The sequence below is a fragment of the Microbacterium proteolyticum genome, from assembly GCF_029639405.1.
GTDB lineage: Bacteria > Actinomycetota > Actinomycetes > Actinomycetales > Microbacteriaceae > Microbacterium.
Map to the genome: position 1 here is coordinate 2,013,709 of NZ_CP121274.1, position 26,864 is coordinate 2,040,572.

At 71.1% G+C, this 26,864-nt stretch carries 21 protein-coding genes; 5 read left to right on the plus strand and 16 right to left on the minus strand.

From position 1 onward, the window contains the following. Positions 1–28: 28 nt before the first annotated feature. Entirely contained in the window at positions 29–748 is a 720-nt protein-coding gene (locus P8R59_RS10170) for a GntR family transcriptional regulator (protein WP_278100958.1), read from the minus strand. Further along, positions 748–2,295, minus strand: a complete 1,548-nt coding sequence (locus P8R59_RS10175; protein WP_278100959.1) for a fumarylacetoacetate hydrolase family protein — start codon at positions 2,293–2,295, stop codon at positions 748–750. The genes P8R59_RS10170 and P8R59_RS10175 overlap by 1 nt, the downstream gene beginning before the upstream one ends. 117 nt (positions 2,296–2,412) lie before the next feature. Between P8R59_RS10175 and P8R59_RS10180 the strand changes: the two genes are divergently transcribed. Then, positions 2,413–3,795, plus strand: a complete 1,383-nt coding sequence (locus tag P8R59_RS10180; protein ID WP_278100960.1) for an MFS transporter — start codon at positions 2,413–2,415, stop codon at positions 3,793–3,795. A 216-nt stretch (positions 3,796–4,011) separates the two neighbouring features. On the opposite strand, the gene P8R59_RS10185 is transcribed toward P8R59_RS10180, so the two are convergent. From P8R59_RS10185 to P8R59_RS10205, 5 genes are all read right to left on the minus strand, one after another. Continuing rightward, a complete protein-coding gene (locus P8R59_RS10185; RefSeq protein WP_278100961.1) occupies positions 4,012–5,661 on the minus strand; it encodes a thiamine pyrophosphate-binding protein in 1,650 nt (549 codons plus the stop codon). Positions 5,662–5,891: 230 nt separating this feature from the next. Next, the gene (locus P8R59_RS10190) at positions 5,892–6,755 is read right to left on the minus strand and encodes an SGNH/GDSL hydrolase family protein (protein WP_278100962.1); all 864 of its coding nucleotides are present in this window, start codon (positions 6,753–6,755) and stop codon (positions 5,892–5,894) included. A 34-nt stretch (positions 6,756–6,789) separates the two neighbouring features. Beyond that, positions 6,790–7,755: an ABC transporter permease gene (locus P8R59_RS10195; protein ID WP_278100963.1), complete on the minus strand. Its 966-nt coding sequence runs from the start codon at positions 7,753–7,755 to the stop codon at positions 6,790–6,792. Positions 7,756–7,810: 55 nt separating this feature from the next. After that, entirely contained in the window at positions 7,811–8,794 is a 984-nt protein-coding gene (locus P8R59_RS10200) for a sugar ABC transporter substrate-binding protein (protein ID WP_278100964.1), read from the minus strand. Between the two features lie 71 nt (positions 8,795–8,865). After that, on the minus strand, positions 8,866–9,642 hold the full coding sequence (locus tag P8R59_RS10205) for an ATP-binding cassette domain-containing protein (protein ID WP_278100965.1): 777 nt from the start codon (positions 9,640–9,642) through the stop codon (positions 8,866–8,868). Between the two features lie 192 nt (positions 9,643–9,834). On the opposite strand from P8R59_RS10205, the gene P8R59_RS10210 reads away from it, so the two are divergent. Further along, on the plus strand, positions 9,835–11,007 hold the full coding sequence (locus tag P8R59_RS10210; protein WP_278100966.1) for an ROK family transcriptional regulator: 1,173 nt from the start codon (positions 9,835–9,837) through the stop codon (positions 11,005–11,007). 9 nt (positions 11,008–11,016) lie between these two features. Here P8R59_RS10210 and P8R59_RS10215 read toward each other — a convergent pair whose 3' ends face one another. Then, positions 11,017–11,721: an IclR family transcriptional regulator gene (locus P8R59_RS10215; protein WP_278100967.1), complete on the minus strand. Its 705-nt coding sequence runs from the start codon at positions 11,719–11,721 to the stop codon at positions 11,017–11,019. Between the two features lie 117 nt (positions 11,722–11,838). On the opposite strand from P8R59_RS10215, the gene P8R59_RS10220 reads away from it, so the two are divergent. Next, positions 11,839–13,815, plus strand: coding sequence for an FAD-dependent monooxygenase (locus P8R59_RS10220; protein WP_278100968.1), 1,977 nt, complete (start codon positions 11,839–11,841; stop codon positions 13,813–13,815). Positions 13,816–14,028: 213 nt separating this feature from the next. Then, positions 14,029–15,501 (plus strand): NAD-dependent succinate-semialdehyde dehydrogenase, encoded by a 1,473-nt coding sequence (locus P8R59_RS10225; protein WP_278100969.1) that lies wholly within the window; start codon positions 14,029–14,031, stop codon positions 15,499–15,501. A gap of 141 nt (positions 15,502–15,642) precedes the next feature. On the opposite strand, the gene P8R59_RS10230 is transcribed toward P8R59_RS10225, so the two are convergent. Then, positions 15,643–17,091, minus strand: coding sequence for an XRE family transcriptional regulator (locus P8R59_RS10230; RefSeq protein ID WP_278100970.1), 1,449 nt, complete (start codon positions 17,089–17,091; stop codon positions 15,643–15,645). Between the two features lie 118 nt (positions 17,092–17,209). On the opposite strand from P8R59_RS10230, the gene P8R59_RS10235 reads away from it, so the two are divergent. Then, positions 17,210–19,096, plus strand: coding sequence for a phosphoenolpyruvate carboxykinase (GTP) (locus tag P8R59_RS10235; protein WP_278100971.1), 1,887 nt, complete (start codon positions 17,210–17,212; stop codon positions 19,094–19,096). Between the two features lie 236 nt (positions 19,097–19,332). Here P8R59_RS10235 and P8R59_RS10240 read toward each other — a convergent pair whose 3' ends face one another. From P8R59_RS10240 to ribD, 7 genes are all read right to left on the minus strand, one after another. Beyond that, positions 19,333–21,213 (minus strand): ABC transporter ATP-binding protein, encoded by a 1,881-nt coding sequence (locus tag P8R59_RS10240; protein WP_278100972.1) that lies wholly within the window; start codon positions 21,211–21,213, stop codon positions 19,333–19,335. Between the two features lie 138 nt (positions 21,214–21,351). Then, positions 21,352–22,803: an MFS transporter gene (locus tag P8R59_RS10245; RefSeq protein WP_278100973.1), complete on the minus strand. Its 1,452-nt coding sequence runs from the start codon at positions 22,801–22,803 to the stop codon at positions 21,352–21,354. 181 nt (positions 22,804–22,984) lie between these two features. Further along, positions 22,985–23,338: a Fe-S protein gene (locus P8R59_RS10250; protein ID WP_278100974.1), complete on the minus strand. Its 354-nt coding sequence runs from the start codon at positions 23,336–23,338 to the stop codon at positions 22,985–22,987. Between the two features lie 83 nt (positions 23,339–23,421). After that, positions 23,422–23,895: a 6,7-dimethyl-8-ribityllumazine synthase gene (gene ribH / locus P8R59_RS10255; protein WP_077050487.1), complete on the minus strand. Its 474-nt coding sequence runs from the start codon at positions 23,893–23,895 to the stop codon at positions 23,422–23,424. Continuing rightward, positions 23,895–25,163: a GTP cyclohydrolase II gene (ribA, locus tag P8R59_RS10260; protein WP_278100975.1), complete on the minus strand. Its 1,269-nt coding sequence runs from the start codon at positions 25,161–25,163 to the stop codon at positions 23,895–23,897. The genes ribH and ribA overlap by 1 nt, the downstream gene beginning before the upstream one ends. Further along, positions 25,160–25,816 carry a riboflavin synthase gene (locus P8R59_RS10265; protein ID WP_278100976.1) on the minus strand — a complete coding sequence of 219 codons (657 nt, stop codon included), beginning with the start codon at positions 25,814–25,816 and terminating at the stop codon, positions 25,160–25,162. The genes ribA and P8R59_RS10265 overlap by 4 nt, the downstream gene beginning before the upstream one ends. After that, positions 25,816–26,847 (minus strand): bifunctional diaminohydroxyphosphoribosylaminopyrimidine deaminase/5-amino-6-(5-phosphoribosylamino)uracil reductase RibD, encoded by a 1,032-nt coding sequence (ribD, locus tag P8R59_RS10270; protein WP_278100977.1) that lies wholly within the window; start codon positions 26,845–26,847, stop codon positions 25,816–25,818. Before ribD ends, P8R59_RS10265 begins: the two co-directional genes overlap by 1 nt. Positions 26,848–26,864: the final 17 nt, after the last annotated feature.

Sequence of the window (26,864 nt, forward strand, 5' to 3'; positions counted from 1 at the left end):
GAGGGGAGGGATGCCGGTGGCATCCGGTTCAGAAAGCGGGAAGCCCGAGCGACTCGTCCGGGTGCTCGTGGATGAGGTAGGCGTCGAGCGTGGCCGAACGGTGTCGGCGGGCGGTCTTCTCGATCTCGGCGAGCGGGGCGCCGTTCTCGATGAGGACGAGGATGTTCTCGTGCTCGCGGACCGACTCGGCCGCGCGGCCGGGCACGAAGCTGAAGGTGGAGTCGCGCAGGTGCCCGAGGCGCGCCCACTCCGCGCGGACGAGGTCGAGCATGCGGGGATTCGCGCACTTCTCGAACAGGGTCGCGTGGAACTCCTGGTTCAGCGCGGTGAAGGCCCGCGGGTCGAAGTGGTCGAGGGTCTCGACCATGAGTTCGTTGATGCGGCGCGCGCGGCAGACGTCCTCGGTCGTGAGGGCGCGCGCCGACAGGGCGGTGGCCGCGCCCTCGAGGATGCTCAGCGACTGCATGCTGAAGCGGTACTGCGAGTCGTCGACCATCGACACGCGCGCGCCGACGTTGCGTTCGAACGTCACGAGCCCCTCGGCCTCGAGCTGACGGATCGCCTCGCGCACCGGCACGACGCTCATGTCGAGGTCGCCCGCGATCGTGCCGAGCACCAGCCGGTAGCCGGGGGTGAACTCCTGCGCCGCGATGCGTTCCTTGATCCAGTGGTATGCCTGCTGCGACTTGCTCTGCGCGCTCGCCGGCTGCGCGCTCGCCGGGGTCGCGGCGGGGGTCGTGGCATCCATCAGGCGTTCCTCTCGGCCTCGTAGCGGGCGCGCCACTGCGCGTTCAGGGGGAACAGTCCGTCGACGGGATGACCGGATGCCACCTGGCGGGCGATCCACGCGTCCTCGGCCTCTTGCGCGAGGGCGGCGTCGGCGACCTCCTCGGCGAGGTGCGGGGGGATCACGATCACGCCGTCGCCGTCGCCCACGAGGATGTCGCCCGGCTCGACGGTGGTGCCGCCGCAGCCGACGGCGACGTCGGTCTCCCACGGGACGTGCCTCCGGCCGAGCACCGCGGGGTGGGGACCCGCGGTGAACACCGGGATGCCGACCGCGGCGACCGCCTCGGCATCCCGGACGCCGCCGTCGGTGACGATCGCCGCCGCACCCCGCGCGCGTGCGCGGAGCGCGAGGATGTCGCCGAGGGTGCCGGACCCGGTCTCGCCGCGCGCCTCGATCACGATGACCTCGCCCGCGTCGACCGCGTCGAACGCGCGCTTCTGCGCGTTGTAGCCGCCGCCGCGCGCGGCGAACAGGTCTTCGCGGTGGGGGAGGAAGCGGAGCGTCCGCGCGGTGCCGACGAACCGGCTGCCGGGGGTGAGGGCGTGCACCCCGTCGATCGTCACGTCGTTCAGGCCGCGCTTGCGCAGCTGCGCGCTGAGGCCGGCGACCGGGACGCGTTCGAGCTTTGCGCGCAGTTCGGGCGGGAGGGCCGGGGTCTCCGCATCCGTCACGAGAACAGGGGATGCGTCAAGAACAGGGCGATCCGTCGGATTCTGGCCTGTTCCGGTGACATCGCCTGTTTTCGTGACAGCGGCGGCCGCAGCCTCGGCCGAACCCCACGCCTCGAGCCGCTGCGTGTCGTCCACGGCGGGGAGGGATCCGACCGCGGCATCGAAAGAGTGCGCGCCCTGGGTCACGGGAGTGCGGAGTCGGCCGGTCGACTGGGAGCCGGCGTCCACCTGCACTTCGACGACGTCGCCGGGCACGACCACCGACGATCCCGCGGGCGTGCCGGTGAGGATGACGTCGCCGGTCTCGAGCGTGAAGTGCTGCGACAGGTCGGCGACGATCTGCGCCAGGGGGAACAGGAGGCCCGCGGTGGAGTCGTCCTGCACGAGGTCGCCATTGACCCACGTGCGCAGCCGCAGCGCGTGCGGGTCGACGGAGCGGGCGTCGATCAGAGCGGGACCGAGGGGGGTATAGCCGTCGCCGCCCTTCGAGCGGACGTTCGAGCCCTTGTCGTTCGCGCGCAGATCGTAGAGTCCGAAGTCGTTCGCGGCGGTGAGGGATGCCACGTGGTTCCAGGCGGCATCCGGGGTCACCCATCGGGCGGGCTCGCCGATGATGAGCGCGATCTCGCCCTCGAACGCGAGGAGTTCGGTGCCGGAGGGGCGCTCGATCGCCGCGCCCGAGGGGGCGAGGGAGCTCGACGGCTTGAAGAAGTACGAGGGGGCGGCGGGCCGGCGGCCGCGCTGATCGGCCCGCGAGGTGTACGAGAGATGGACCGCGACGATCTTTCCCGGCCGGGCGCCGAGGACGGCGAAGCGGGGGTCGGTGGTGGTCATGAGGCTCCCTTGCGTCGTATTCGAAATCGTATATGATCCAGAAACGCTCCCGCAACTCGCTCCGTCGGCGTCGACGGCGAGACCGGCGGGCCGACGACGACGTCACGAAGGAGTCCCATGTCCCGCCCCTCTTCCCCGGGCTTCACGCCCACCGGCACCATCTCCACGTCCACGGACCGCCGCCGGGTGGTCTTCGCCACCGTGGTCGGCACCACCGTCGAGTGGTACGACTTCTTCCTCTACGCCTCGGCTGCCGGCCTGGTGTTCGGGCAGCTCTTCTTCGCGCCCGCCGGCCCCGGCATCGCCCAGATCCTGTCGTTCCTCACGGTGGGCCTGAGCTTCCTGTTCCGCCCGCTGGGAGCGTTCCTCGCCGGTCACCTGGGCGACAAGTACGGCCGACGCGTCGTGCTCATGCTGACGCTCATCCTCATGGGAGCCTCGACCACCCTGATCGGCGTGCTCCCCACCTACGAGGTCATCGGCGTCGCGGCCCCGGTGCTGCTGATCCTCCTGCGGGTGCTGCAGGGCATCTCGGCCGGTGGAGAGTGGGGCGGCGCGGTGCTGATGGCGGTCGAGCACGCGCCCAAGACCAAGCGGAGCCTCTTCGGCGCCTCCCCGCAGCTCGGCGTGCCGCTGGGCCTGCTGCTGGCGAGCGGCATGCTCGCGCTCATGGCCCTGATCGCCCCCGGTGACGCGTTCTTCGCGTGGGGCTGGCGCGTGCCGTTCCTGCTGTCGTTCGTGCTGATCCTCGTGGGCTACTACGTGCGCAAGAAGGTCGAGGAGAGCCCGGTGTTCCTCGAGCTCGCCGAGCGCAAGGAGAAGACGCGGATGCCGATCGTGCAGCTGTTCCGCAAGCACGCGTTGCTGGTCCTCATCGCCGCGCTCGTGTTCGCCGGCAACAACGCCGTCGGCTACATGACGACGGGCGGGTACATCCAGCGCTACGCGACCAACCCCGACGGACCGATCGGTCTCGCCACCGCCGACGTGCTGGGCGCCGTGACCCTCTCAGCGGTGTCGTGGCTGGCGTTCACGTGGCTCGGCGGGTGGATCGGCGACAAGATCGGTCGCCGCAACACGTACGTGCTGGGGTGGCTCGCGCAGCTCGTCGGCGTCTTCCTGCTCTTCCCGCTCGTGAACACCGGGAGCATCGGGCTGTTGACGCTCGCGCTCGTGATCCTCACCGTCGGACTCGGACTCACCTACGGCCCGCAGGCGGCGCTGTACGCCGAGCTGTTCCCGGCATCCATCCGCTTCTCGGGAGTCTCGATCTCGTACGCCATCGGGGCGATCCTCGGCGGTGCCTTCGCCCCCACGATCGCGGAGGCGCTCGTGAAGGCGACGGGCACCACGATGTCGGTCACGTGGTACCTCGCCGGGATGACGGTGGTCGGCCTCGTCGCGACGCTGCTGCTGCGCGACCGCAGCGGCATCCCCCTCGGCCCCGACCACGAGGCCGAGCAGGAGCGGAGCCCGATCCGCGGGTTCGCGAACGTCTGAGCCCGGGTCCTCCGGCCCCGTCGCACTGCGCGTGCGGCGGGGCCTTCCCGTTGTTCGGTGTGACCCTCGTCCCGCTTGCGGCGGATCATGTCCCACCTGTGGCGGATCATGTCCCACAAGGTGCGGTTCTGGCGGCCCCGCAGCAGCACCAAGTGGGACATGGGTCGCAGCCTTGGCTCCGCGGCAGCAACACAACGCGAGACGAGGGTCCCAGGTTCAGCCGCGCGCGGCGATCTCCTCCCAGTACGGCGCCACGACGGCCGCGCTCACCCGCAGATCCAGCAGGAGGAACGGCCGGTCCTCGGGATCGCGGGCCGTCCAGGATGCCAGGGCGTCGAGGTCGGCGGCATCCCGGACGACCACGCCCTCGGCGCCGAACCCCCGCGCGACGGCGGCGAAGTCGACCTCGGGGATCAGCATCGGGTCGGGGTGCAGCCCCTTCTTGCCGTAGTTGAGGACCTCGGCGCCGTACTGCGCGTCGTTCCACACGACGGCGACTCCGCGTCCTCGCGCGACGCGGATCGCGGTCTCGAGGTCGGCGATCGCCATGAGTCCGCCGCCGTCGCCGGTGGTGAGCACGACGGTGGAGTCCGGGCGCGCGACCGCGGCGCCGGGCACGCTGGGGAAGCCGAGACCGATCGACTGGTACGCGGTGCCGACCATCATCATCCGGTCGGGGGAGGCCACGGGCCAGTACATGTTCGACCAGCCGAGGAAGTGGCCGCCGTCGGACACGACGACCCGGTCCTCGGGCAGCAGCTCGGCGATCCGGGCGGCCGCGGTACGGGGGTCGAGTCGGCCGTCGGGTCCGACGCCGGTGCCCGCAGCCTGACGGCGGGCGACCTCGAGGTCGAGTCCGGTGCCCCACGTCGACGGGGAGCCGCCCCGGACGCGCAGGCGCTGCACGATCTCGCCGGCGACGTCGGCCGCGTCGCCGCGGACGTAGCCGCCGACGTGCGGGTGGGTCGCTGTGGGGGAGAGGTCGACCTGGAACACGCGCGTCCCGGGGGCGAAGAGCTCGCCGAAGCGCATCGTGAACTGGTTGAGGGCGGCTCCGAACACCACGGCCACGTCCGCGTCGCGCACGATCTCCATGGCGCCGGGCGCACCGAACCCGCCCGCGACGCCGAGATCGCGCGCGACGTCGGGGAAGAGCCCCCGGCCGAGTGCCGTGGTGGTGGTGAGGGCGCCGCTCAGGGCCGCGAGCTCGCCCAGCACCGACCCGGCCCCGGCCAGCCACGCTCCGCGCCCGCCGAGGAGCAGCGGGCGTTCGGCCGTCGCGAGGGCGTCGACGATGCGATCGATCACGCCGTCGGCGTACGGCCCCACGGGAGGGTGCTCGGGCGTGACCTGGGGAGCTGCGGCATCCGGAACCGGGCCCGCCTCGCGTGTCACCACGTCGTACGGGATGCCGAGCACGACCGGCAGGCGATACGTCAGGGCGTGCTCGATCGCGATGACGACCGTGGCGGCGGCGTCGCGGTGCCCGACGGTGTACGTGCGGGCGCCGACGCCGGCGGCGAGGGCGATCTGGTCGACTCCCCACGGTCGCGGGCCCGAGGTCGGTTCGTCGCCGACGATCAGGACGAGGGGCGTGCGGGCCTGGACCGCCTCGGCGAGCGCCGTCAGCGTGTTGGTGAACCCGGCGCCGTAGGTCGCGGTGGCCGCGGCGAGCCGGCCGCTCGCGCGGTAGTGCGCGTCGGCGGCGACGACCCCGGCGGCCTCGTGCCGCACGGCGACGAAGCCCGAGGACGTTTCGCGTCCGAGGGAGTCGAGGAAGTAGGCGTTGCCGTTGCCCATGACGCCGAAGACTGTGTCGATGTGGCGGGCGAGGGTGTGCGCGACGTGCGCGGAGACGGTGGGCATGGCGAAGGAAGCCTTTCGAGACGGACGGAATGGATGCCGTATGTGTCTCGCGCTTCTGCGCTACGTGCCCTTTTTTCGAGCAGCGACGCACGACCCGGTGCGCCTGACGGGATCGAGTATAGGGGCACGGCCCTCCCCGCTGACGTGTCCCGTATGTACGCCGGGATTCGTCGCCGTGAAGAGGCGTGAGGCGGCAGGATCCGGCACTCGCGTGCGCGGTGGGGTGGCCTTCAGTGCGGCGGTGCCGACAGTGCGTCCAGCACGATGTCGGCGATGCGGCGCTGACCCACGAGAGTCGGGTGCACGCCGTCGGGCAGCAGCCACCCGGCAGGAGCGTCGCGGAGCCTCGCGTGCACGTCGACCACTCGGCCCGGGTGTGCGCGGACGGCGTCGGCGATCTCGGCCACGTCGGCTTCGCGCCACGTGATCCGCTCGTCGCGGAACGGCGCCCAGGCGTCGGCGTCGGCTTCGACCACGGGCGGCGGGGTCAGGCAGACGTGCTCGGCATCCGTCTCCGTCGCGATCAGCTCGGCGAGCAGGCGAAGATTGCGGCGGGTCTCCTCGAGGGACTGCATCCGCGCGCCGATGCGTCCGTGGCGGCGCGCGTCGTTCGTCCCCAGCATCTGGATCACCCATGTCGGGCGCTCGGCGGCGATCCGATCGATGCGGGCGAGGGCCTCCTGCGTGGTGTTCCCGGTGATGCCGGCGTTGATCACGTGGATGCCGTCGGCCGCACGGTGACGGGCGAGATACGCCTGCAGCTGGAACGCCCACGAGAGGGAGTCATCGGTGATCGAGTCCCCGAGCGCAAGGATCCGGTCTCCGGCGACGAAGGGAAGTCGAGACGCGTGGACGGGGTCGATGAGCGCCGCGGAACGGTCGATATCGGCGGCGAACCCGGCTTCGTACGCCGCCAGAGCCGGTTCGTCGATGCCCGCCAGCAGCGCGGCGAACGGCGCCGCGGCGCGGGCATCCACGCCCGCGCGCTGGACGAATGGCTGACGCCCCGGATGCACGAACCGGGCGACCACGCGGGGTGGGTCGGCGAACTCCTCGAGGGCGGCGGAGGTGCGCAGGGGTGGTGACGCGCTCATGGCGGTCCTTCCGTGGGGGAGCCGAGGGGAGGGGTCAGGCCGAGCGCACGGTGAAGCGGCGCTTGCGACGCAGGTGGTCCACGGCGACGGCGGTGACGAGGATGACGCCGGTGGCGACGTTCTGCCACTGCGGGTTGGTGTTCGTGAGCGCCAGGGAGTTGTTGATCACCGCGAACAGCAGCGCTCCCAGCGCGGTGCCGGTGATCGTGCCCACACCGCCGAACAGGCTCGTGCCGCCGATGATGACGGCCGCCAGCACCTGGAAGGCGAATCCCGTGCCCCCGGCCCCGGGGTCGGCCGTCGCGACACGGGAGGCGAGCAGCACTCCGCAGAGCCCCGCGACGACCGCGCTGATGACGTACAGCGAGATGTTCATCTGCGAGGCCCGGATGCCGTTCGCCCGTGCCGCCGCTGCGCTGCCGCCGAAGGCGCGGATGTTGTAGCCGAAGACCGTGTGCTGGAGGACGACGTGCGCGAGCACACCGATCGCCACCGCGTAGAACACCAGCAGAGGGATGCCGAAGAGGTTCAGCTGCGCGAGATCGGTGAAGCCGGTGGGGAAGCCGAAGCGGGGGACGCCCCAGGTGGTGACGACGACGACGCCGCTCGCGGCGAAGAGCATGCCCAGAGTGGCGATGAACGGCGGGACGCCCACCCAGGTGATGAGCGAGGCGTTGACCAGGCCCAGCACACCGCACACCAGCAGGGCGAGGAGGATGGCCAAGGGCCAGGGCACCCCGGCGTTCATCGCGATCCCGGCGGACACGCCGCCCACGGCGAAGAGGGAACCGATCGACAGGTCGAGACCACCGCCGACGAGCACGAGGGTCGCCGCGCTCGCCCCGATGAAGTACAGCGCGCTGGAACGCAGGATCTCCACGATGTTCGCCGGGGCGAGCGCCTGGGGGTTCGCCGACTGTGCGATCAGGACGAGCAGGACGATGATGACGATCAGGCCCAGCTGCGGGGCGCCGGCGATGCGTCGAAGGACGTTCTTCACGGGTGGGTTCGCTCTCTCCGTGCGGGGCCCGACCCGGGCCGGGCCCCGCGACCGATCACTGGGCGGGCAGGTTGGACTTGTCGTAGAACGTGCTGGTGGTGGCGATGAAGTCGGGAAGGGTCTTCCCCTCCGACAGGTCCTTGACCGCCTGCACCGCCTTCGTGCCCGACTCGCACCAGCCCTGTTCGCCGACGCCGAGCAGCGTGCCGTCCTCGATGGAGGCGCGGTGGTCGGCGGTGAGGTCGTTGGCCACGACGTTGACCGTGCCGGTCAGCCCGCGCTCCTTGACCGCGGTGATCGCCGCGGCCACCGAGGTGCCTTCGATCGGGAACAGCGCAGTGATCTCCGGGTGGGCGGTGAGCATGTTGCTGAACAGCTCAGGGGCCTTCGTCGGGTCGCCGTTGGTGTAGTCGCTGGCGACGACGGTCATGTCGGGGAAGTTCTCCTTGGCGTACTCGGTGAATCCCTCGATCTCCTGCACGTGCGGGGTCGTGCTCGCCGAGCCCGACAGGATGCCGACCTTCGCGGCAGGGTCGGTCTTGCCCAGACCCTCCGCGATGAGGGCGCCGAGCTGCTTGGCATCCGTTCCGACCTGCGTCTGCTGGCCGGTGCTCGGGTCGCCCGCGTTCTGGGCGACGACGTAGATCCCCGCGCTGCGCGCCTGCTGGATCACGGGAGTGAAGAGCTCGGGAATCGTGGGGAAGACCACGAGCGCGTCGGTGCCGTTGGCGATCGCCTGCGAGATGAGGTCGATGGCGCCCTGGTTGTCGACGGCACTGCCCGAGGTGCCGACCTCCGTGGGCGTCCAGCCGTTCGACTTGGCGGCGTCTTCGAAACAGCGGCCCACGTCATCGAACGCGGGGTAGAACGGTGCGGGGTTCACGTACGTGATCGTCTTGACCTCGCGCAGTGCGCCGGACGAGTCGGGGGAGGCGGCGATGGAACCGCCTGACAGGGCGCCGCATCCGGTGAGGGCGGCGACCAGGGTGGAAGCGGCCAACACCGTGGCGGCGGTGCGGCGTGCGGGGGTGGAGAACATGCGAGGACCTCTCTGTCGTTCGGCGGGGGCGGCGAGGGGAGTCGCCGCCTGTTCGGGTGGGCGGGGGTGGGTCAGGGTGTGGTGCTCGCCCCGTCGGCGGGCGCCTCGTCGCCCGTGACGGCGCCGGTGATGAGGCCGATGATCTCGTCGCGCGTGGTCCGGGTTCGTTCGCGGACCCCGGCCACGCGTCCGAGCCTCATGACCTGGATGCGATCGGCGAGATCGAAGACGAGGGACATGTCGTGGCTGACGATGATGACGGTGTTGCCGCGGTCGCGCAGGGTGCGGATCATGTCCGCGGCCTGCGCGGTCTCTCGAACACCGAGGGCAGCGGTCGGCTCGTCCAGCAGCACGATGCGACCGCCCGTCCGCATGGCGCGGGCGATCGCGACGATCTGTCGCTGCCCGCCCGAGAGCATCCCGATCTCGGTTCGCACCGAGGCCACCGAGACGCCGAGTTCGTCGAGGAAGGCGCGCGTCTGCCGTTCCATCGCACGCCGGCGGACGAACGGGCCCCGGCGGGGGTACTGCCCGATGAACATGTTCGTGGCGACGTCGAGCACCTCGACCAGGGCCAGGTCTTGGAAGACGGTAGCCACGCCCGCGGCGCGCGCGGCGGCGGGGTTGGCGAAGTTCTGATCTTCGCCTTCCACCCGTACGGTGCCCTCGTCGGGGCGGTAGACGCCGCTGATGGTGCGGATGAGGCTGGACTTGCCCGCGCCGTTGTCACCGACGACGGCGAGGATCTGGCCGGCGTAGGCCGAGAGGTGGACGTCCCGCAGAGCGGCGACATGTCCGAAGCGCTTGGTGATTGCCCGCAACTCGAGGGTGGGCGGAAGCGTGGTCATACGGGCCTCCCGGATGATCGATGACACGTCGGTGTGCCACCGGCGAGACGGGTGTTCCGTCGGGGCGAGGCTCAGTAAATACTTCGTCAGAGGAACATGTCAAGCAAAGATTCGGACTCTTTTGGTGCTGTTCCTTCGTTTCGTGAATGAAAGCGGTGGCGCTCGCGGGCTCGAGCCGTTACGTTTTCCCGCATGAGAACCTTCGTCGACGTTGCCGGAGACGACGCGGCGAGCACGAGATACCGCGTGCTCGCCGCCGTCCGCGACCACGGTCCTCTCAGTCGTGCCGATCTCGCACGCACGACCGGCCTCGCCGCCTCGACCATCACGGCCGTCACCAAGGCGCTCGCCGCCGAAGGGGTGCTCAGCGAGGCGGAAGAGCTCGCGGAGCAGGCGGTGCGTACGGGCCCGCGCGGCCGTGGCCTCGTCGTAGACCCGTCGTTGGCCTCGGTGGCCGGTGTCGACTTCGGCTTCCGCACGGTCCGTGTGGCCATCTGCGATCTCCACGCGCGTGTCCTCGTGACGCGAGAGAGTCGTCTGACGGAGCGATACTCCAGTCACGAGGGGCGGAGCGTGGCGGCGCGGCTGTACCGCGAGGCCGTCGCCGCGGTTCCGGCGGGTCAGGGTGAGGTCGTCACGGTCGGAGTCGCGCTGCCCGGGCCGATCGATTCCGGAGGGCAGCGTGTCATCGGCTCCTCCGTGCTGCCGGGGTGGGCCGAGACCACAGGCGCGGAGCTGACGGCGGCGTTCGGCGTCGACGCGGTGATCGAGAACGACGCCAACCTCGCCGCGCTCGGCGAGCACACGTTCGGGGCGGGCCGGGATGTGGCCGACTCGCTCACCGTGAAGTTCCACAGCGGGATCGGTGCGGGGCTCATCGTGCGCGACCGTCTCATCGGCGGGGCGGGCTCGGGCGAGATCGGTCACTTCGCGGTCGCCGCTGAGGGGGCGGTCTGTCGATGCGGGAAACGTGGATGCCTGGACACCTTCGCCTCCATTCCGGCTCTCCTCGCCGCGGTGGCCGTGGAGCGGAACGAGGTCGAACTCCGCGACGTCCTGCGGGCCACCGCGGCCGGGGACGCGCGCACGACCCGCATCGTCGGCGATGCCGCCGAACTGGTCGGAGACGCGGCGTCGCGCGCGTGCCTGCTCTTCGCTCCGCAGCGTGTGATCCTCGTCGGGGCGATGGCCGACGCCGGAGACGCCGTGCTCGAGCCGTTCGCCCGCGCCCTCCGGCGGGGACTCCTCCCCGAGGCGGCGACGCCGCCCGAGATCGTCCGCGGGGCTCTCGCCGAGCGGTCGACCGTGATGGGCGCCGTGGCGCTGGCGCTCACCGCTTCGGGCTGGTTGGCTGCGGGCGGCTGATCCGACCGGCTACAGCCCCGACCGGATCGCCTCCGCCGCGGCCTCCAGACACGCGGCGATTTCCGCGTCGTCGGCCTCGGCGTTGACGTGGACGGCCGCGACGGCGGCGGGCCCGCGACCCTGCACGCTCAGTGGCACCGCCACCGCGCGCAGCGTCGGCACGACCTCGTCGTGGCTCGTCGCCCAGCCGCGCTCCGCGGCCTCCGCCACCTCGGCGGCGAGGCGCGCGTCCACGCCATCGGGCCACCGCCGGGGCGGCAGCTGCGCGAGGATCGCGCGACCGGGGGCGCCCCGGGTGACGGGATGCCGCGTACCCGGGCGCTGCGCGACGGCGGTCACCGCGTGGCGCGGCTCGACGCTGGCGAGGGTCACGCATTCGTCGTGGTCGAGCACGACGAGGAAGCAGGTCATGCCGAGGTCGTTGGCGGCGGCGGTCAGTTCGGGCAGGGCCTCGGACTGCAGGTCGGCGGCGACGCCGGCGGCCAGGGCGGCGAGCCCCGTCCCGAGGCGCACGGCACCCGTGGCATCCCGGGTCACCAGTCCGTGGTCTTCGAGGGTGCGCAGCAGTCGGTACGCGACCGAGCGATGCAGTCCGACGCGTGCAGCCAGGTCGTCGATCGTGAGCGGACCGCGGGCGTCGGCGAGCTCTTCCAGCAGGCGGATGCCACGACTCAGGGTCTGCGACGCGGGGGTCGTGTCTTGCCGCGGAGCCATGGGACAGCTAACCTCTCGTTCGATAGAAGAACGGTGCGTTCGAATATAGAACACTGCCGTTCGGCAACGCAAGCACCGCGCCGCCGCGGTGAGCCCGACATCGATGTCAGGAGAACAATGCAGTTCCACCACCACGGCTACGTCTCCGGCGATCCGCGCGTCCAGCCCGCCGTGGGTGCGGGTGTCGCCCGTCCCGCCGAGCTCCCCGCGCAGATCGACGTCCTCATCGTCGGGTCCGGGCCCGCGGGCATGCTGCTCGCGGCGCAGATGTCGCAGTTCCCGCAGTTCACGACGCGCCTCATCGAGAAGCGCGACGGGCGTCTCGCCCTCGGCCAGGCCGACGGCATCCAGCCCCGCAGCGTCGAGACCTTCCAGGCCTTCGGCTTCGCCGACCGCATCACCGCGGAGGCCTACAACATCGGCTGGATGAACTTCTGGGCTCCCGACCCCGAGAGCCCCGACCGGATCGTGCGGACCACCCGCACCGAGGACTACGGCCTCAAGATCAGCGAATTCCCCCACCTCATCGTCAACCAGGCGCGGGTGCTGGACTACTTCGCCGAAGCGGCCGCGAACGGGCCGGCGCGCATCGTCCCCGACTACGGGGTGGAGTTCCTGGGGCTCGAGGTCGGCGACGACGATGTCGAGGTGCGCGTGCGGACGGCCGAGGGCGAGCGCACCGTCCGCGCGAAATACGTCGTCGGCTGCGACGGTGCCCGAAGCGGCGTGCGACAGGCGATCGGCCGCACCCACGTGGGTGCCGCCGCCCAGCACGCGTGGGGCGTCATGGATGTGCTCGTCGAGACGGATTTCCCCGATTGGCGCATCAAGTGCGCGATCAACGCCGCCGCCGGCAACATCCTCCACATCCCCCGCGAGGGCGGATACCTCAGCCGCATGTACATCGACCTCGGCGAGGTCGCGGAGGGCGACAACCACCGCGTCCGGCAGACGCCCATCGAGGAGATCATCCGGAAGGCGAACGAGATCCTGCACCCTTACGCGATCGATGTGAAGCAGGTCGCGTGGCACAGCGTCTACGAGGTCGGGCACCGGGTGACCGATCAGTTCGTCGACGACCTGCAGAACCCGCGCGTCTTCCTCACCGGCGACGCCTGCCACACCCACAGCGCCAAGGCCGGTCAGGGCATGAACGTGTCGATGCAGGACGGATTCAACCTGGGCTGGAAGCTCGGACACGTCCTCACGGGACTGGCATCCCGCGATCTGCTGCGCACCTACGACGCCGAGCGTCGCCCGGTCGCCCAACAGCTCATCGACTTCGACCGCGAGTGGTCCTCGCTCATGGCCCGCAAGCCCGATGAGATCACCGACCCCGACGAGCTGGCGACCTACTACCTCGCGACCGCGGAGTTCCCCTCCGGGTTCGGCACGCGGTACGCGCCCTCGACCCTGGTCTCCGATGCGCCGGCCCAGGAGCTGGCATCCGGCTTCCCGGTCGGCCGACGCTTCCAGAGCGTCGAAGTCGTGCGGGTGTGCGACGGCAATCGCGTCCATCTCGGACACCACGCGCGCGCGGACGGCCGGTGGCGTCTCTACGCGTTCGCGGATGCCGACGGCGCGGCGCTGCGCGGATGGGCCGACGCCGCGCGCGGAATCGTCGAACGGTTCACCCCCGCCGGCGCCGACCTCGACTCCGTGTTCGACGCGAAGGTCGTCTACCCCGGGCGCTGGGAGGACGTCACCGACGTCCCGGCACTCTTCCGGCCGCAGTCGGGCCCGCTCGGACTCACCGACCTCGAGAAGGTGTTCGCCGCGGCCCCGTCGGCGTGGACGAGCGGCGACATCTTCGCCGAGCGCGGCATCGGCGCCGCGGGCGCGGTGGTCGTCGTGCGGCCGGATCAGTACGTCGCGCACGTGCTGCCGCTGACCGCACCCGAGGAGCTGGAGCGGTTCCTGTCCGGCGCGATGCGCTCCCCGGCGACCTCCGCTGCCGGGGTCGCCGCGTCCGCCGGGGCCGCGTCCGCCGTCGCCGCGTCCGTCGGTGCTGCGTCCGCCGGTGCTGCGTCCGCCGGTGCCGGTGCCGGTGCCGTGCCGGTGCCGGTCAGGCATAAACGCGATCCGCGCGCATAAACGCGCTGGCGACGCGTTTCTGCGCGGAAATCGCGTTTATGCGTGGGCACCGGGCGCCGCGGCTCCCGGGCAGCGACCGGAGGGAAGCGAGCGGATGCCACGTCCTCGCCGCCGCGGCGACCCCGGCGCTGCGCTTATACAGCACGTATATCGGCGCTCGTTCGTGCGCTGACCAGAATGAGCGGGGAGACCCGCACCGACCCAGGAGGACCCATGACCGATTCGCGCGAGAGCGAGCTGCTGGCATCCGTACCGACCGGCCTGCTGATCAACGGCGAGTGGCGTGCGGCCGAGGGCGGCAAGACCGTCGCCGTCAACGATCCCGCGACGGGCGAGGTCATCCACGAGATCGCCGACGCCTCGGTCGCCGATGGAGTTGCGGCGATGGATGCCGCGGCCGAGGCGTTCCCGTCGTGGGCGGCGACCCCCGACCGTGAGCGGGCCGAGATCCTGCGCCGCGCGTTCGATCTGCTCCAGGAGCGCAAGGAGGACGTCGCGCTTCTGATGACCCTCGAGATGGGCAAGCCCCTCGCGGAGGCCCGCGGCGAGGTCGGCTACGGCGGCGAATTCCTGCGCTGGTTCAGCGAGGTCACCGCGCACACCCAGGGCCGCTACGGCGCGAACCCCGAGGGCACCGGCCGCATGATCGTGACGCAGCACCCCGTCGGTCCCTGCTACCTCATCACCCCGTGGAACTTCCCGCTCGCCATGGCGACGCGCAAGATCGCGCCCGCGCTCGCCGCAGGCTGCACCGTCGTGATCAAGCCCGCGACCCTCACGCCGCTCACGACGCTGTTCTTCGCACAGATCCTGCAGGACGCGGGCGTCCCGGCCGGTGTCGTCAACGTCGTGACCACCACGAACACCGGCCCGGTCTCCGAGCGCATCATCTCCGACCCGCGTCTGCGGAAGCTCTCGTTCACGGGCTCCACGCCGGTGGGCGTGAAGCTGCTGCAGCAGGCGGCACCCGGTGTGCTCCGCACCTCGATGGAGCTCGGCGGCAACGCCCCGTTCGTCGTCTTCGAAGACGCCGACCTCGACAAGGCGGTGGACGGTGCGATGCTGGCGAAGTTCCGCAACATCGGCCAGGCGTGCACCGCGGCGAACCGTTTCATCGTGCAGCGCTCCGTCGTCGAGGAGTTCACGCGCCGCGTCACCGAGCGCGTGCAGGGGATGAAGATCGGCCGCGGCACCGAGGAGGGCGTGCAGATCGGACCCCTGATCGACGACCGCGCCGTCGACAAGGCGAAGACCCTCGTCGGGGATGCCGTGGAGCGCGGCGCCACGGTCACGACCGGTGGCTCGCCCGTCGACGGCCCCGGAACGTTCTTCGAGCCCACCGTCGTGTCGGACGTGCAGCCGGGCAGCGACATCCTCCGCGAGGAGATCTTCGGACCCGTGCTCGCGATCGTCCCCTTCGACACCGAGGATGACGCCGTGCGGATCGCCAACGACACCGAGTACGGTCTCGTGTCGTACGTCTTCACCGAGTCGCTCTCGCGCGGTCAGCGCATGATCGAGCGCCTCGAGACCGGGATGATGGGCCTCAACGTCGGCGTGGTCTCCAACGCCGCGGCCCCGTTCGGCGGCTGGAAGCAGTCGGGCCTCGGTCGCGAGGGCGGCGACGAGGGCATCCACGAGTACCTGCAGACCAAGTACACGCTGACGGCCAACCCCTACGCCTGACCCACCGGATGCCACGGCCCCGCGCTCTTCGGAGCGTCGGGGCCGTGGCATCCGCCGTCCTGATGCGTGAGTCGCCAGGATTTGTCGCCTCTGGCGTGATGTAGGCGACAAATCCTGGCGACTCACGCGTCCCTGCCGCCCCTACGCGTCGGACGAGGACGCGTGGCGGTCGAGGAAGGCGAAGACCTCGGCGTCGTCGACGCCGGGGAACATGCCGCGGGGGAGCGGCGAGAACATGTGCCGATGCACGCGGGCGCTCGGCCACGCCTTGCCCGACCAGCGCTCCGCCGCCTCGGAGTCGGGGCGGCGGCAGCACGATTCGTCGGGGCAGCGCGAGATCCCCCGGGTGGTGGTCTCGCGTCCGCGGAACCACCGGGCGTCGTCGAAGGGCACGCCGACGGTGATGGAGAAATCGCCCTCCGCGGTGGTGCCCGTCTGCGTCGAGCACCAGAACGTCCCGGCCGGGGTGTCGGTGTACTGGTAGTGCTCGGTGGTGCGGTTGTGCTCGTCGAACGCGGCGCGGGCCGAGAACTTCTTGCAGACGATCTGACCCTCGACCGACCCCGTGACGTCGGTCGGCAGGGGCAGGTCGTCGTTCTCGTAGATGCGGGAGATCGCCCCGTCGCCGTCGACCCGGAGGAAGTGCTGACGGATGCCGAGATGCGCCGTCATGAGGTTCGTCATGCGCATCGCGGCGGCCTCGTGGGTGACGCCGAACGCGTCGCGGAAGTCCTCCACGGCGAGGTTGCGGTCCTTCTTCGCCTGCGCGAGGAACGCGACCGAGTTGGTCTCGGGCATGAGGCAGCACGCGGCGTAGTAGTTGATCTCCAGCCGCTGCTGCAGGAAGTCGGCGTAGTCGGTGGGCGGGCGGTGCCCGAGAAGACGGTGCGCCATCGCTTGGAGGGCCATCGAGCGCAGGCCGTGACCGCCGGGGATGGATGCCGGTGGCAGGTAGATGCGTCCGTTCTCGAGGTCGGTGACCGACCGTGCGGAGTGGGGGAGGTCGGCGACGTAGATGAGCTCGAACCCCAGCTGCTCCGCCATGATGCTCACGGTGCGGTGCGTGAGGGCGCCGAACGAATGCCCGGCCGCCTTGAGCTGCTTCTCGGCGAGCTTCTCGATGTCGGGGAGATGGTTGTCGAGCCCGCGCATGCGCAGGCGCAGCTCGGTGTTCGCGCGGCGTGCCTCTTCGGGGCTCGCGATGGTCTCGCGCTCGCGGCGCTGCAGTTCACGGTGCAGACCCAGCACCGCCTCGATGGTCTCGTCGCTCGTGCCCTTGCTGACCTTGATCGGCGGGATGCCCAGCTGCCTGAAGAAGGGGCTCGATTGCGCGCGCTCCAGCTCGATCTCCAGGGCCGCCCGACGGTTGGGCGGCTCGGTCGACAGCAGCTCGGTGACCTCGGTCTCGGTCGCGCGCGCGATCTCCTGCAGGAGCGACAGCTTGGGTTCGCGCTTGCCGTTCTCGATCAGGCTCAGCTGGCTGCCGGCCACCCCGACCAGCGCTCCGAGCTCGTCGAGGGTGTACCCCCGGGCGAGGCGGTGGTGGCGGATGCGGTGTCCGAGCGTGGTCAGTTCGAGCGACGAGGCCATTCCTTGACGATAGCGAAAGATCTTCGATTCTTGTGGAGGAAATCTGCTGAAAGACCAGCCCGAGGGTCGCAAAGTGGAGGAAGACATCCGAATTCGCTCTCAATCGAGGAGATCGACCATGGCACTCGCCGACATCTTCGCCGGACGCCCCTCCGGTCGCACCACGCCCGCCGCCCGTCCGGCTCACCCGGGCCGCGGCATCCGTCCCTCCGTCGAGGGCCCCGGACTCGCCGCCCTCACCGCCTGGGTCGACCAGGTCGCCGCGCTCACGCAGCCCGACCGCATCCACTGGGTCGACGGTTCGGCGGCCGAGAACGACGCCCTCCTGCGCGAGATGGTGGACGAGGGCAAGCTCATCAAGCTGAACCCCGAATGGCGTCCCGGCTCCTACCTGGCCCGCTCGCACCCGAGCGACGTCGCGCGCCTCGAGTCGCGGACCTACATCGCCTCGGAGAGCGAAGAGGACGCCGGCCCCACGAACAACTGGATCGCGCCGGAGGAGATCCGCGAGACGTTGAACGGTGTCTTCGAGGGTTCGATGCGCGGACGCACCATGTACGTCGTCCCCTTCTCGATGGGAACGGTCGGCGGTCCGCTCAGCCACATCGGCGTGCAGATCACGGACAGCGCGTACGCCGTGGCATCCATCGGGATCATGACGCGCGTCGGCACCGCCGTGCTCGAGCAGATCGCCGCGGGGGCCCCGTGGGTCAAGACCGTGCACTCGGTCGGCGCGCCGCTCGCCCCGGGCGAGGCGGACGTCGCCTGGCCGTGCAACGACGAGAAGTACATCGTGCACTTCCCCGACACGCTCGAGGTGTGGTCGTTCGGATCGGGCTACGGCGGCAACGCGATCCTGGCGAAGAAGTGCTTCGCGCTGCGGATCGCCTCGGTCATCGGTCGCGACGAGGGCTGGCTGGCCGAGCACATGCTGCTGATCCGCGTGATCGACCCGCAGGGCAAGGCGTACCACGTGGCCGCCGCCTTCCCGTCGGCGTGCGGCAAGACCAACCTCGCGATGCTGCGTCCGACGATCCCCGGGTGGCGCGTGGAGACCCTCGGTGACGACATCACCTGGATCCGCCCCGGCGAGGACGGACGCCTCTGGGCCATCAACCCCGAGGCCGGCTTCTTCGGCGTCGCCCCCGGCACCGGTGAGTCCACGAACGTGACCGCGGTCGAGACCCTGTGGGGCAACACGATCTTCACCAACGTGGCGCTCCGCCCCGACGGCGACGTCTGGTGGGAGGGGCTGACCGACGAGGCTCCGCCGCAGCTCGTCGACTGGGAGGGCAAGGACTGGACCCCGACTTCGGGCCGTCCGGCCGCGCACCCCAACTCCCGCTTCACCGTCGCGGCCGCGCAGTGCCCGCAGATCGCGGACGACTGGGAGACCCCGCAGGGCGTCCCGCTGGATGTCATCCTCTTCGGCGGTCGTCGCGCCACGAACGTCCCTCTCGTCCTCGAGGCGACGGACTGGTCGCACGGCGTCTTCCTCGGTTCGACGGTGTCGAGCGAGAAGACCGCCGCGCAGGAGGGCACGGTCGGCGAGCTGCGTCGCGACCCGTTCGCGATGCTGCCTTTCTGCGGCTACAACATGGGCGACTACTTCGGCCACTGGCTGAAGGTCGGGGAGCAGCTCCGCTTCGACCGCGCGCCGCGCATCTTCCAGGTCAACTGGTTCCGCAAGGGCGACGACGGCCGGTTCCTGTGGCCCGGCTTCGGCGACAACGCCCGCGTGATCGACTGGATCATCCGTCGGGTCGACGGTCAGGTCGACGCCGTGGACAGCCCCATCGGCCGTCTGCCCTACGCCGAGGACCTGGATCTGTCCGGCCTCGACCTTCCCGCGGCCGACCTCGCCGAGCTGTTCGCCATCGACACGCAGTCGTGGCTGGCCGAGGCCGACCTCACCGAGGAGTTCTTCGACACGTTCGGCAGCCACCTTCCGGCCGCCCTCCGCGCCGAACTTGCTGCTCTCCGCTACCGCCTGCAGCGCGCGTAGCCGCACCGACTCGTCCACCCCGCCCGCCGTATCGCGGAGCGGGGCGGACGCGAACTCGACGCCCCTCCCTGCTCTTGGCGCGCGGGAGGGGCGTCGTCGTGTCTCCCCGTCACGCGGTCGCCGCCGCCCGCCCCGCTGACTTGGGGCGAAAGTACGCGCGGGGCGACGTCGCGTTTACGTTTCCCCGAAGTCAACGCCGCGCCCACGCCCGCCGCGCCCGCCGCGCGGCGCCCGCGTCACACCAGAAGCTGGTGCTTCGCGAGCTCGCGGTAGAGGGGGACGGATGCCACGAGCTCGCTGTGCGTGCCCTGACCGGCGACGCGGCCGTGCTCCAGCACCACGATCAGGTCGCTGTCGACGACGGTCGACAGGCGGTGCGCGATGACCAGCAGCGTGCGGCCGGTGGCGACGGCGTCGATCGCCTCGCGCATGCGCTGCTCGTTCACGCCGTCGAGGGACGAGGTCGACTCGTCCAGCAGCAGCACCGGGGGAGCAGCCAGGAGCGCGCGGGCGATCGCGAGCCGCTGGCGTTCGCCGCCCGAGAGCATCACGCCGTCTTCGCCGACCGGCGCATCCACTCCGAGCGGGCTGCGCTCGAGCACGTCGCCGAGGTTGACGGCGCGGAGCACCCGCGCGCAGTCGGCGTCGGTGGCGTCGGGTGAGGCCAGGCGGAGATTGTCGGCGATCGTCCCGGCCAGGGTCGGGGCGTCCTGCTCGACGTATCCGAAGCGGGCGCGCAGCGCCTCGCGGGGCAGCTGTCGGGCGTCGACGCCGTCGACCAGGATGGCGCCGGCCGTCGGGTCGTAGAACCGCTCGATCAGCGAGAGGACGGTGCTCTTCCCGGCCCCGGACGGTCCGACGAGCGCGACGCGGGACCCGCGGGGAACGGTGAACGACACCCCGCGCAGCACCTCGTGCGCGTCGTCCGACACCTCCGCGGTCGTCTCGTCCGCGGCGCGGTCGAGGTGCGCCTGCGCGAGCACCGAGCGCGCTTCCTTCGCGGCGGCTTCGCGGGCCTTGACGACGTGGTCGGGGTAGCGGAAGCGCACGTCGCGGAACTCGATCGCCGCGGCATCCGTCGGGCCTGCCGTGGGACCCGGGCGGTCGTCGTCCTCCTCGAGGGGCAGGTCGAGCACCTCCTGGATGCGCCCGAGCGCGCCCAGTGCCTGGTTGACGGAGGTGATCGCGCCGATGGCCGATGCGAGGGGCTGCACGAGGAGGAACAGGAAGATCACGAACGTCACGAGGGACGCGACGTCGATGGCCCCGGATGCCACGCGAAAGCCGCCCACGCCGAGGACCACCAGGAGCGAGACCTGCAGGGCGATCCCGGCGACGGGGACGATGAGCGCCGACACCCTCGCGATCCGCACGCCGGCGTCGTATGCCTCGGTCGCGGCGCCCGTCACGGTCGCCACCTCCCGCTCGGTGGCGCCCGCGGCGCGGATCGTGCGGATCGATCCGACGGCGCGTTCGACTCCGGATGCCAGCTCCCCGACCTTCGCCTGCTGTGCCGCCGAAGCGGTGCGGATGCGCGTGCTGAGGATCCCGACCGTCGCGATCGAGGCGCCGAGCACGAGGACGATGAGACCGAGGAGCAGCGGATCGATGAACGCCATGGCGATGATCGCCCCGACGAGGATGAGCGCGTTGCCGACGGCATCCGCGAGCCCCTGGGTGAGCACGGCGTAGAGCAGGGTCGTGTCGGTTCCCACGCGCGAGACGAGGTCGCCGGTGCGGCGCGCGTCGAACTCGCTGATCGGCAGACGGAGGATGCGCGCGATCAGTCGTCGCCGCGAGGAGTACACCACGGCGGTGCCGGTGCGCTGCAGGAGGTAGTGCTGATACCCGGAGATCAGCGATGACAGCACGACGAACCCGACCAGCAGCCAGACCAGCGCCCCGAGCGGGACCGACTGCTGTACGCGCGTGATGACCTGGCCGACGAGCAGCGGCTGCACGAGGGTCGCGCCGGCGCCCAGGATGCTCAGCACCCCGACGACGACCAGTGTGCCCTTGTGCTCGAGCAGGAAGGGGAAGAGCTGCCGGAAGGACGCGCGGGGTCCCTCGGGGGCGCGGCGGCCGCGGCGGCCTCGGGCGGGAGCGGACGAAGACATGCTCACCTCAGCAGAAGAACGGGTTCTTCGACCGTACCTCTCCGCGCCGACATCGGCGGACGCGTCTGCTCGTCGGTGGAACGACGGATGCCACGAGGCCGGGGCCCCGTGGCATCCATCGATCCGCGTGTGCGCGTCTTACGGCGCGCTCGCCCCGGCCGCGATGTTCGCGTCGTAGTCGACGTCCTTGGTCTCGGGCGAGAGGGCCACCGCGATGAGCGTGAGGACGCCCATGACCGACAGGTAGACGCCGACGAGCCACGGGTTGCCGCCGCCCGCCGCCCACAGGGCGACGGCGACGATCGGCGCCAGGGCGGCGCCGAGGATCGACGACACGTTGTAGGAGATCGCCGATCCGGTGTAGCGGGTGTTGGTGGGGAAGAGCTCGGGCAGCACCGCGCCCATCGGTCCGAACGTCGTGCCCATGAGCAGGAACCCGATGATGAGGAACGCCTGCACGGACGCGCGGGTGAGGCCGGCGTCGGCCTGCGGCAGCAGGAAGAACGAGAACGTGAGGCCGAACAGGATGATCGCGATCGTCACGACGGTGAGCAGACGCTTGCGTCCGAACCGGTCGGCGAGCGGGCCCGACAGCAGCGTGAAGATGCCGAAGAAGACCACGCCGACGATCTGCATGATCACGAAGTCGGTGTATCCGAAGCCGAGGCCGGGCACGAACGTGGACGGATCGAAATCGGTGCCCGCCTTCTCGGCCGCGGCGGCGGCGCCCTCGAGCGTCGGCTTGGTGCCGTACGACAGCGTGAAGCTCGTCATCAGGTAGAAGAGCACGTAGGTGGCCAGCATGATGAACGTGCCGAGGATCAGCTGCACCCAGTTGCGGCGGATCACCTCGCCGAGCGGGAACTTGCGGATCGCCCCGCTCTTCTCGGCCTTCGCGAACGACTCGCTCTCGACCAGCTTCAGACGCACCCAGAGGCCGACGATCACCATCACGGCCGAGAACAGGAACGGCACGCGCCAGCCCCACGCGAGGAACTCCGCCGAACGCTGCGCGGTGCCGTCGGGGTGGGGGAGGGCGAAGTTGATGAAGAGGAAGACGCCGTTGGCGATGATGAAGCCGATCGGCGCACCCAGCTGGGGGAACGTGCCGTACCAGGCGCGCTTGCCCTTCGGCGCGTTCTCGGTGGCCACCAGCGCCGCGCCGGACCATTCGCCGCCGAGCGCGAAGCCCTGCGCGAGGCGCATGATCAGCAGCAGGACGGCCGCCCACACGCCGATGTCGTTGTAAGTCGGGAGGCAGCCGATGAGGAAGGTCGCGACGCCCATGGTGAGCAGGGATGCCACGAGGGTGGCCTTGCGGCCGAACCGGTCGCCGAAATGGCCGAAGACGACGGCGCCGAGGGGGCGCGCGACCATGGCGGCGCCGAAGACGCTGAAGGAGAGAAGGAGCGAGGTGGTCTCGTTGCCGGTCGGGAAGAACAGGATCGGGAAGACGAGCACCGCCGCGGTGGCGTACGCGTAGAAGTCGTAGAACTCGATCGTCGTGCCGATGAGGCTCGCGGTGATGACACGGGAGCGCGGATTGGCGGGGGCCGACGAGGAGCGGACGGTGGGGGAGGAGGAGGTCATGACTGCCTGACGAGAGATCGAGCGATCGCGTCCGTCGTGGGGGCGCAGGCGGTGGCGCGGAGTCGGGCACGGCAGGTATGCGTGTCCGGGCGCGCGGCGGGGGGCACCGGGATGGACCCGGGTGTGGGTCCAGACCCTCCAGTCTATGCGCTCGCCGAGAGGGACTCGGCGAGCGGGCGGGTCAGCGCCAGATGACCGCGAGCGCGGCGTTCAGCACCGTCAGGGGCCCGACGAGCCAGAACAGGACCGGGGGCACCGCGCCGGTGCGCTTCTGCCGGGCCGAACCGATGCCCAGCAGCGCGCCGATGACGATGAGCACGACGAGTTTGACGCCGATCTTCGCGTAGTTGAGGTCGTGCTCGAGCCCCCACGGTGCGGCCAGGATCAGGCCCGTGAGGAGCGAGATGAGGAGACCGTAGTTCATCAGCGGCGTGACGCGCACGCGACGCGAGACGGCTTCGACGATCCAGGCGCCGAACAACGTGGCGAACCCGATCAGATGAACCAGGACGATGACGTGACGCAGGATCTCCATACGGTCAGGGTAGGGATGCCGTGCCCCCGCCGCCAGCAAGGCGCGCCTCACCGCGAGGGGAGGCGCGCCGTGCGGGACCGCGGTCAGCCGCGGAGGTCGCGCAGCACCAGGGCGGTGCGGAGGGCCGCATCGGCGGCCTCGGCGCCCTTGTCCTCCTTGGAGCCCTCGAGTCCGGCGCGGTCGAGGCCCTGCTGCTCGTCGTCGAGGGTCAGCACCCCGAAGCCGACGGGCTTCCCGGCGTCGATCGCGACCCGGGTCAGACCGTCGGTCGCGGCCGACGAAACGTACTCGAAGTGCGGGGTGCCCCCGCGGATGATCACGCCGAGCGCGACGACCGCGTCGGCGCCGCCCTCGAACGCCGCGACGGCGGCGACCGGCAGCTCGAACGAACCCGGCACGCGCACGACGCGGTACGTCGCGCCCGTGGCATCCAGGACCCGCTTCGCTCCGGCGATCAGACCGTCGGTGATGACCTCGTGCCACGTGCCGGCCACGACGACGACGTTCAGTCCCGTCGCGTCGACGCCGCCGGTCTCGGGTGCTCCGCTTCCCGCCATCAGACGAGTCCTTCCTTCATGTGCGCGAGTGCATCGCGCAGGTCGTCCTCGTCGATGACGTGACCCATCCGGTCGCGCTTCGTCTCGAGGTACTGGTGGTTGTTGGGGCCGACGCCCACGAGCAGGGGGACCTGCTCGACGACGTCGAGGCCGAAGCTGCGCAGCTGCGCCACCTTGTCGGTGTTGTTGGTGAGCAGGCGCACCTGCTCGACACCGAGGTCGGTGAGGATGCCGGCGGCGGCGGCGTAATCGCGCGCGTCGGCGGGCAGGCCCAGGGCGAGATTGGCATCCACCGTGTCCAGGCCCCGCTCCTGCAGGCTGTAGGCGCGCAGCTTGTTGATGAGACCGATGCCGCGACCCTCGTGGCCGCGCATGTAGATCACGATGCCGCCCTGGCGGTCGATCGTGTCCAGCGCGGCATCCAGCTGGGGACCGCACTCGCACTTGAGCGAACCGAACGCCTCGCCCGTCAGGCACTCCGAGTGCACGCGTACCAGCGGGGCCTCGTCGGTGATCTCGCCCGAGACGACCGCGATGTGGTCGGTGCCGGTGATGCGGTCCTTGTAGGCGAGGAAGCGGAACGTCCCGTGGGAGGTCGGGACGTTCGCCTCGGCCCGCAGACTCACGCGGCGGCGCGGGACCGGGGTCGCCTCGACCGGCTCGGTCTCGTTCAGGTAGGCCACGAGCTGTTCGATCGTCACGACCGGGATGCCGTCGCGCTCGCCGAGCTCGAGGAGGCCGGGGAGACGCATCATGCTGCCGTCCTCGGCCACCACCTCGGCGATCGCGCCCACCGGCTCGAGGCCGGCCAGACGCATGAAGTCCACAGCCGCCTCGGTGTGGCCAGCGCGCTCGCGCACGCCGCCGTCGACGGCGCGCAGGGGCAGCACGTGGCCGGGACGGATGAGGCTCGTCGGCACGGACTCGGGGTCGGCGAGGACGTTGAGCGTGTGCGCGCGGTCGGCGGCGCTGATGCCCGTCGTCACGCCCGACGCCGCGTCGACGCTCACCGTGTAGGCGGTGCCGCGCGCGTCCTGGTTGACCTCGACCATCGGGGGGAGGTCGAGGCGGTCGGCCCAGTCGGCCGGCATGGGCGCGCAGACGTAGCCGCTGGACCAGCGCACGGTCCACGCCAGCCACTCGGGCGTCGCGAGCTGCGCCGAGATGATGACGTCGCCCTCGTTCTCACGGTTCTCGTCGTCCGCGACGAGGATCGGGCGTCCGGCGCGGAGGGCCTCGAGGGCCTCGGGGATGGTGGACAGGCTCATGCGGAGCCCCTCTCGGTCGTTGCGGCGGGGGCCGCGGGGTTCTCGGTACTGCGGAAGGCCAGCATGCGCTGCACGTGCCGGGCCAGGATGTCGGTCTCGAGGTTCACGGGAGTGCCCGCCTCGGCGCGACCGAGCGTCGTCGCCTCGAGGGTCTCGGGGATCAGCGACACCTCGAGCCAGGGCTCGGGGTCGCCGGCCTCGCTCACCGCACTGACGGTCAGCGAGACGCCGTCGATCGCGATGGAGCCCTTGTCGACCACGAGCGGGGCGAGGTGGGCCGGGATGCCGATGCGCACCACGCTCCACTGCGCGCCCGGACGCACCTCGCGCACGACACCCGTGCCGTCGATGTGGCCCTGCACGATGTGGCCGCCGAGGCGGCCGTGCGCGGCGGTCGCGCGCTCGAGGTTGACGGGGCGCCCCGCGCCGACGTTCGCGAGCGTCGACATGTCGAGCGTCTGCTTCATGACGTCGGCGGTGAACCAGTCGGTGCCCTGGTCGACCACGGTGAGGCACACGCCGCTGACCGAGATCGAGTCGCCGTGGCCGGCATCCGATACGGAGAGCGGGGCCTTCACGGTCACGCGCACGCCGTCGCCGGCGGGCTCGACCGCGGTGATCTCGCCGATCTCTTCGACGATTCCGGTGAACATCAGGAATCTCCCTGGGTGTCGTGGACGGGACGGGCGACGACGCGGATGTCGTCGCCGAGGATGTCGATGGAGGCGACCTCGAGCCGACGGGCCGAGGCGATGTCGGGGACGCCGAGGTCGCCGAGCGCGAGCCGCGAGCCGCCGAGAAGGACGGGGGCGAGGTAGACGAGCACCTCGTCGGCCAGTCCTTCGCGCACCAGCGCACTCTCGAGGGTGGGACCGCCCTCGACGAACACGGTCTGGATGCCACGCCCGCCGAGGTCGTCGAGGATCGCGCCGAGGTCGCGGGTCGGGAAGAACAGCGCCTCGCGCGGGTGGCGGCGGACGGCGGCATCCGCCGGGATCTCGGTCTCGCCGACGACCACCGGGATCGGCTGGCGTTCGAGGGGTGCGCCGTCCGCGTCCCGCGCGGTGAGGGCGGGATCGTCGGCGATCACCGTTCCGGTGCCGGCGAGGATCGCGTCGGCGGCCGCGCGGCGCGCGTGGACGTCGCGGCGCGCCGCGCGGCCGGTGATCCACCGGCTCGATCCGTCGTCCGCGGCGGCGCGCCCGTCGAGGCTCTGCGCCCACTTCACGGTCACCCGCGGGCGGCCGGTGCGCTGCAGGTGCACCCAGTCGCGGATGAGCTCCTCCGCGGCATCGCGTTCCAGCCCGGACTCGACGTCGACGCCTCCGTTCCGGAGCCGCTCGGCGCCGCCGGCCGCGGCATCCGTCGGGTCGTCGAGGGCGTACACGACCCGGGCGACCCCGGCCTCGAGCAGGGCGACCGCGCAGGGCCCGGTGCGTCCGGTGTGGTTGCACGGTTCGAGCGTGACGACCGCGGTCGCACCGCGCGCTTCGCCGGGCGCGAGCTTCGAGAGCGCGTCGACCTCGGCGTGAGCGGTGCCCGCGCCGCGGTGGTAACCCTCGGCGAGCACGTCACCTGCGGGGGAGAGGATCACGGCGCCGACCTGCGGGTTGAGGCCGCGGGGACCGTTCCGCGCGAGACGCAGCGCGCGGCGCATGGCGTCTGTTTCGGCGGCGGATGCCATTTCCCTGTCCTTCCCGT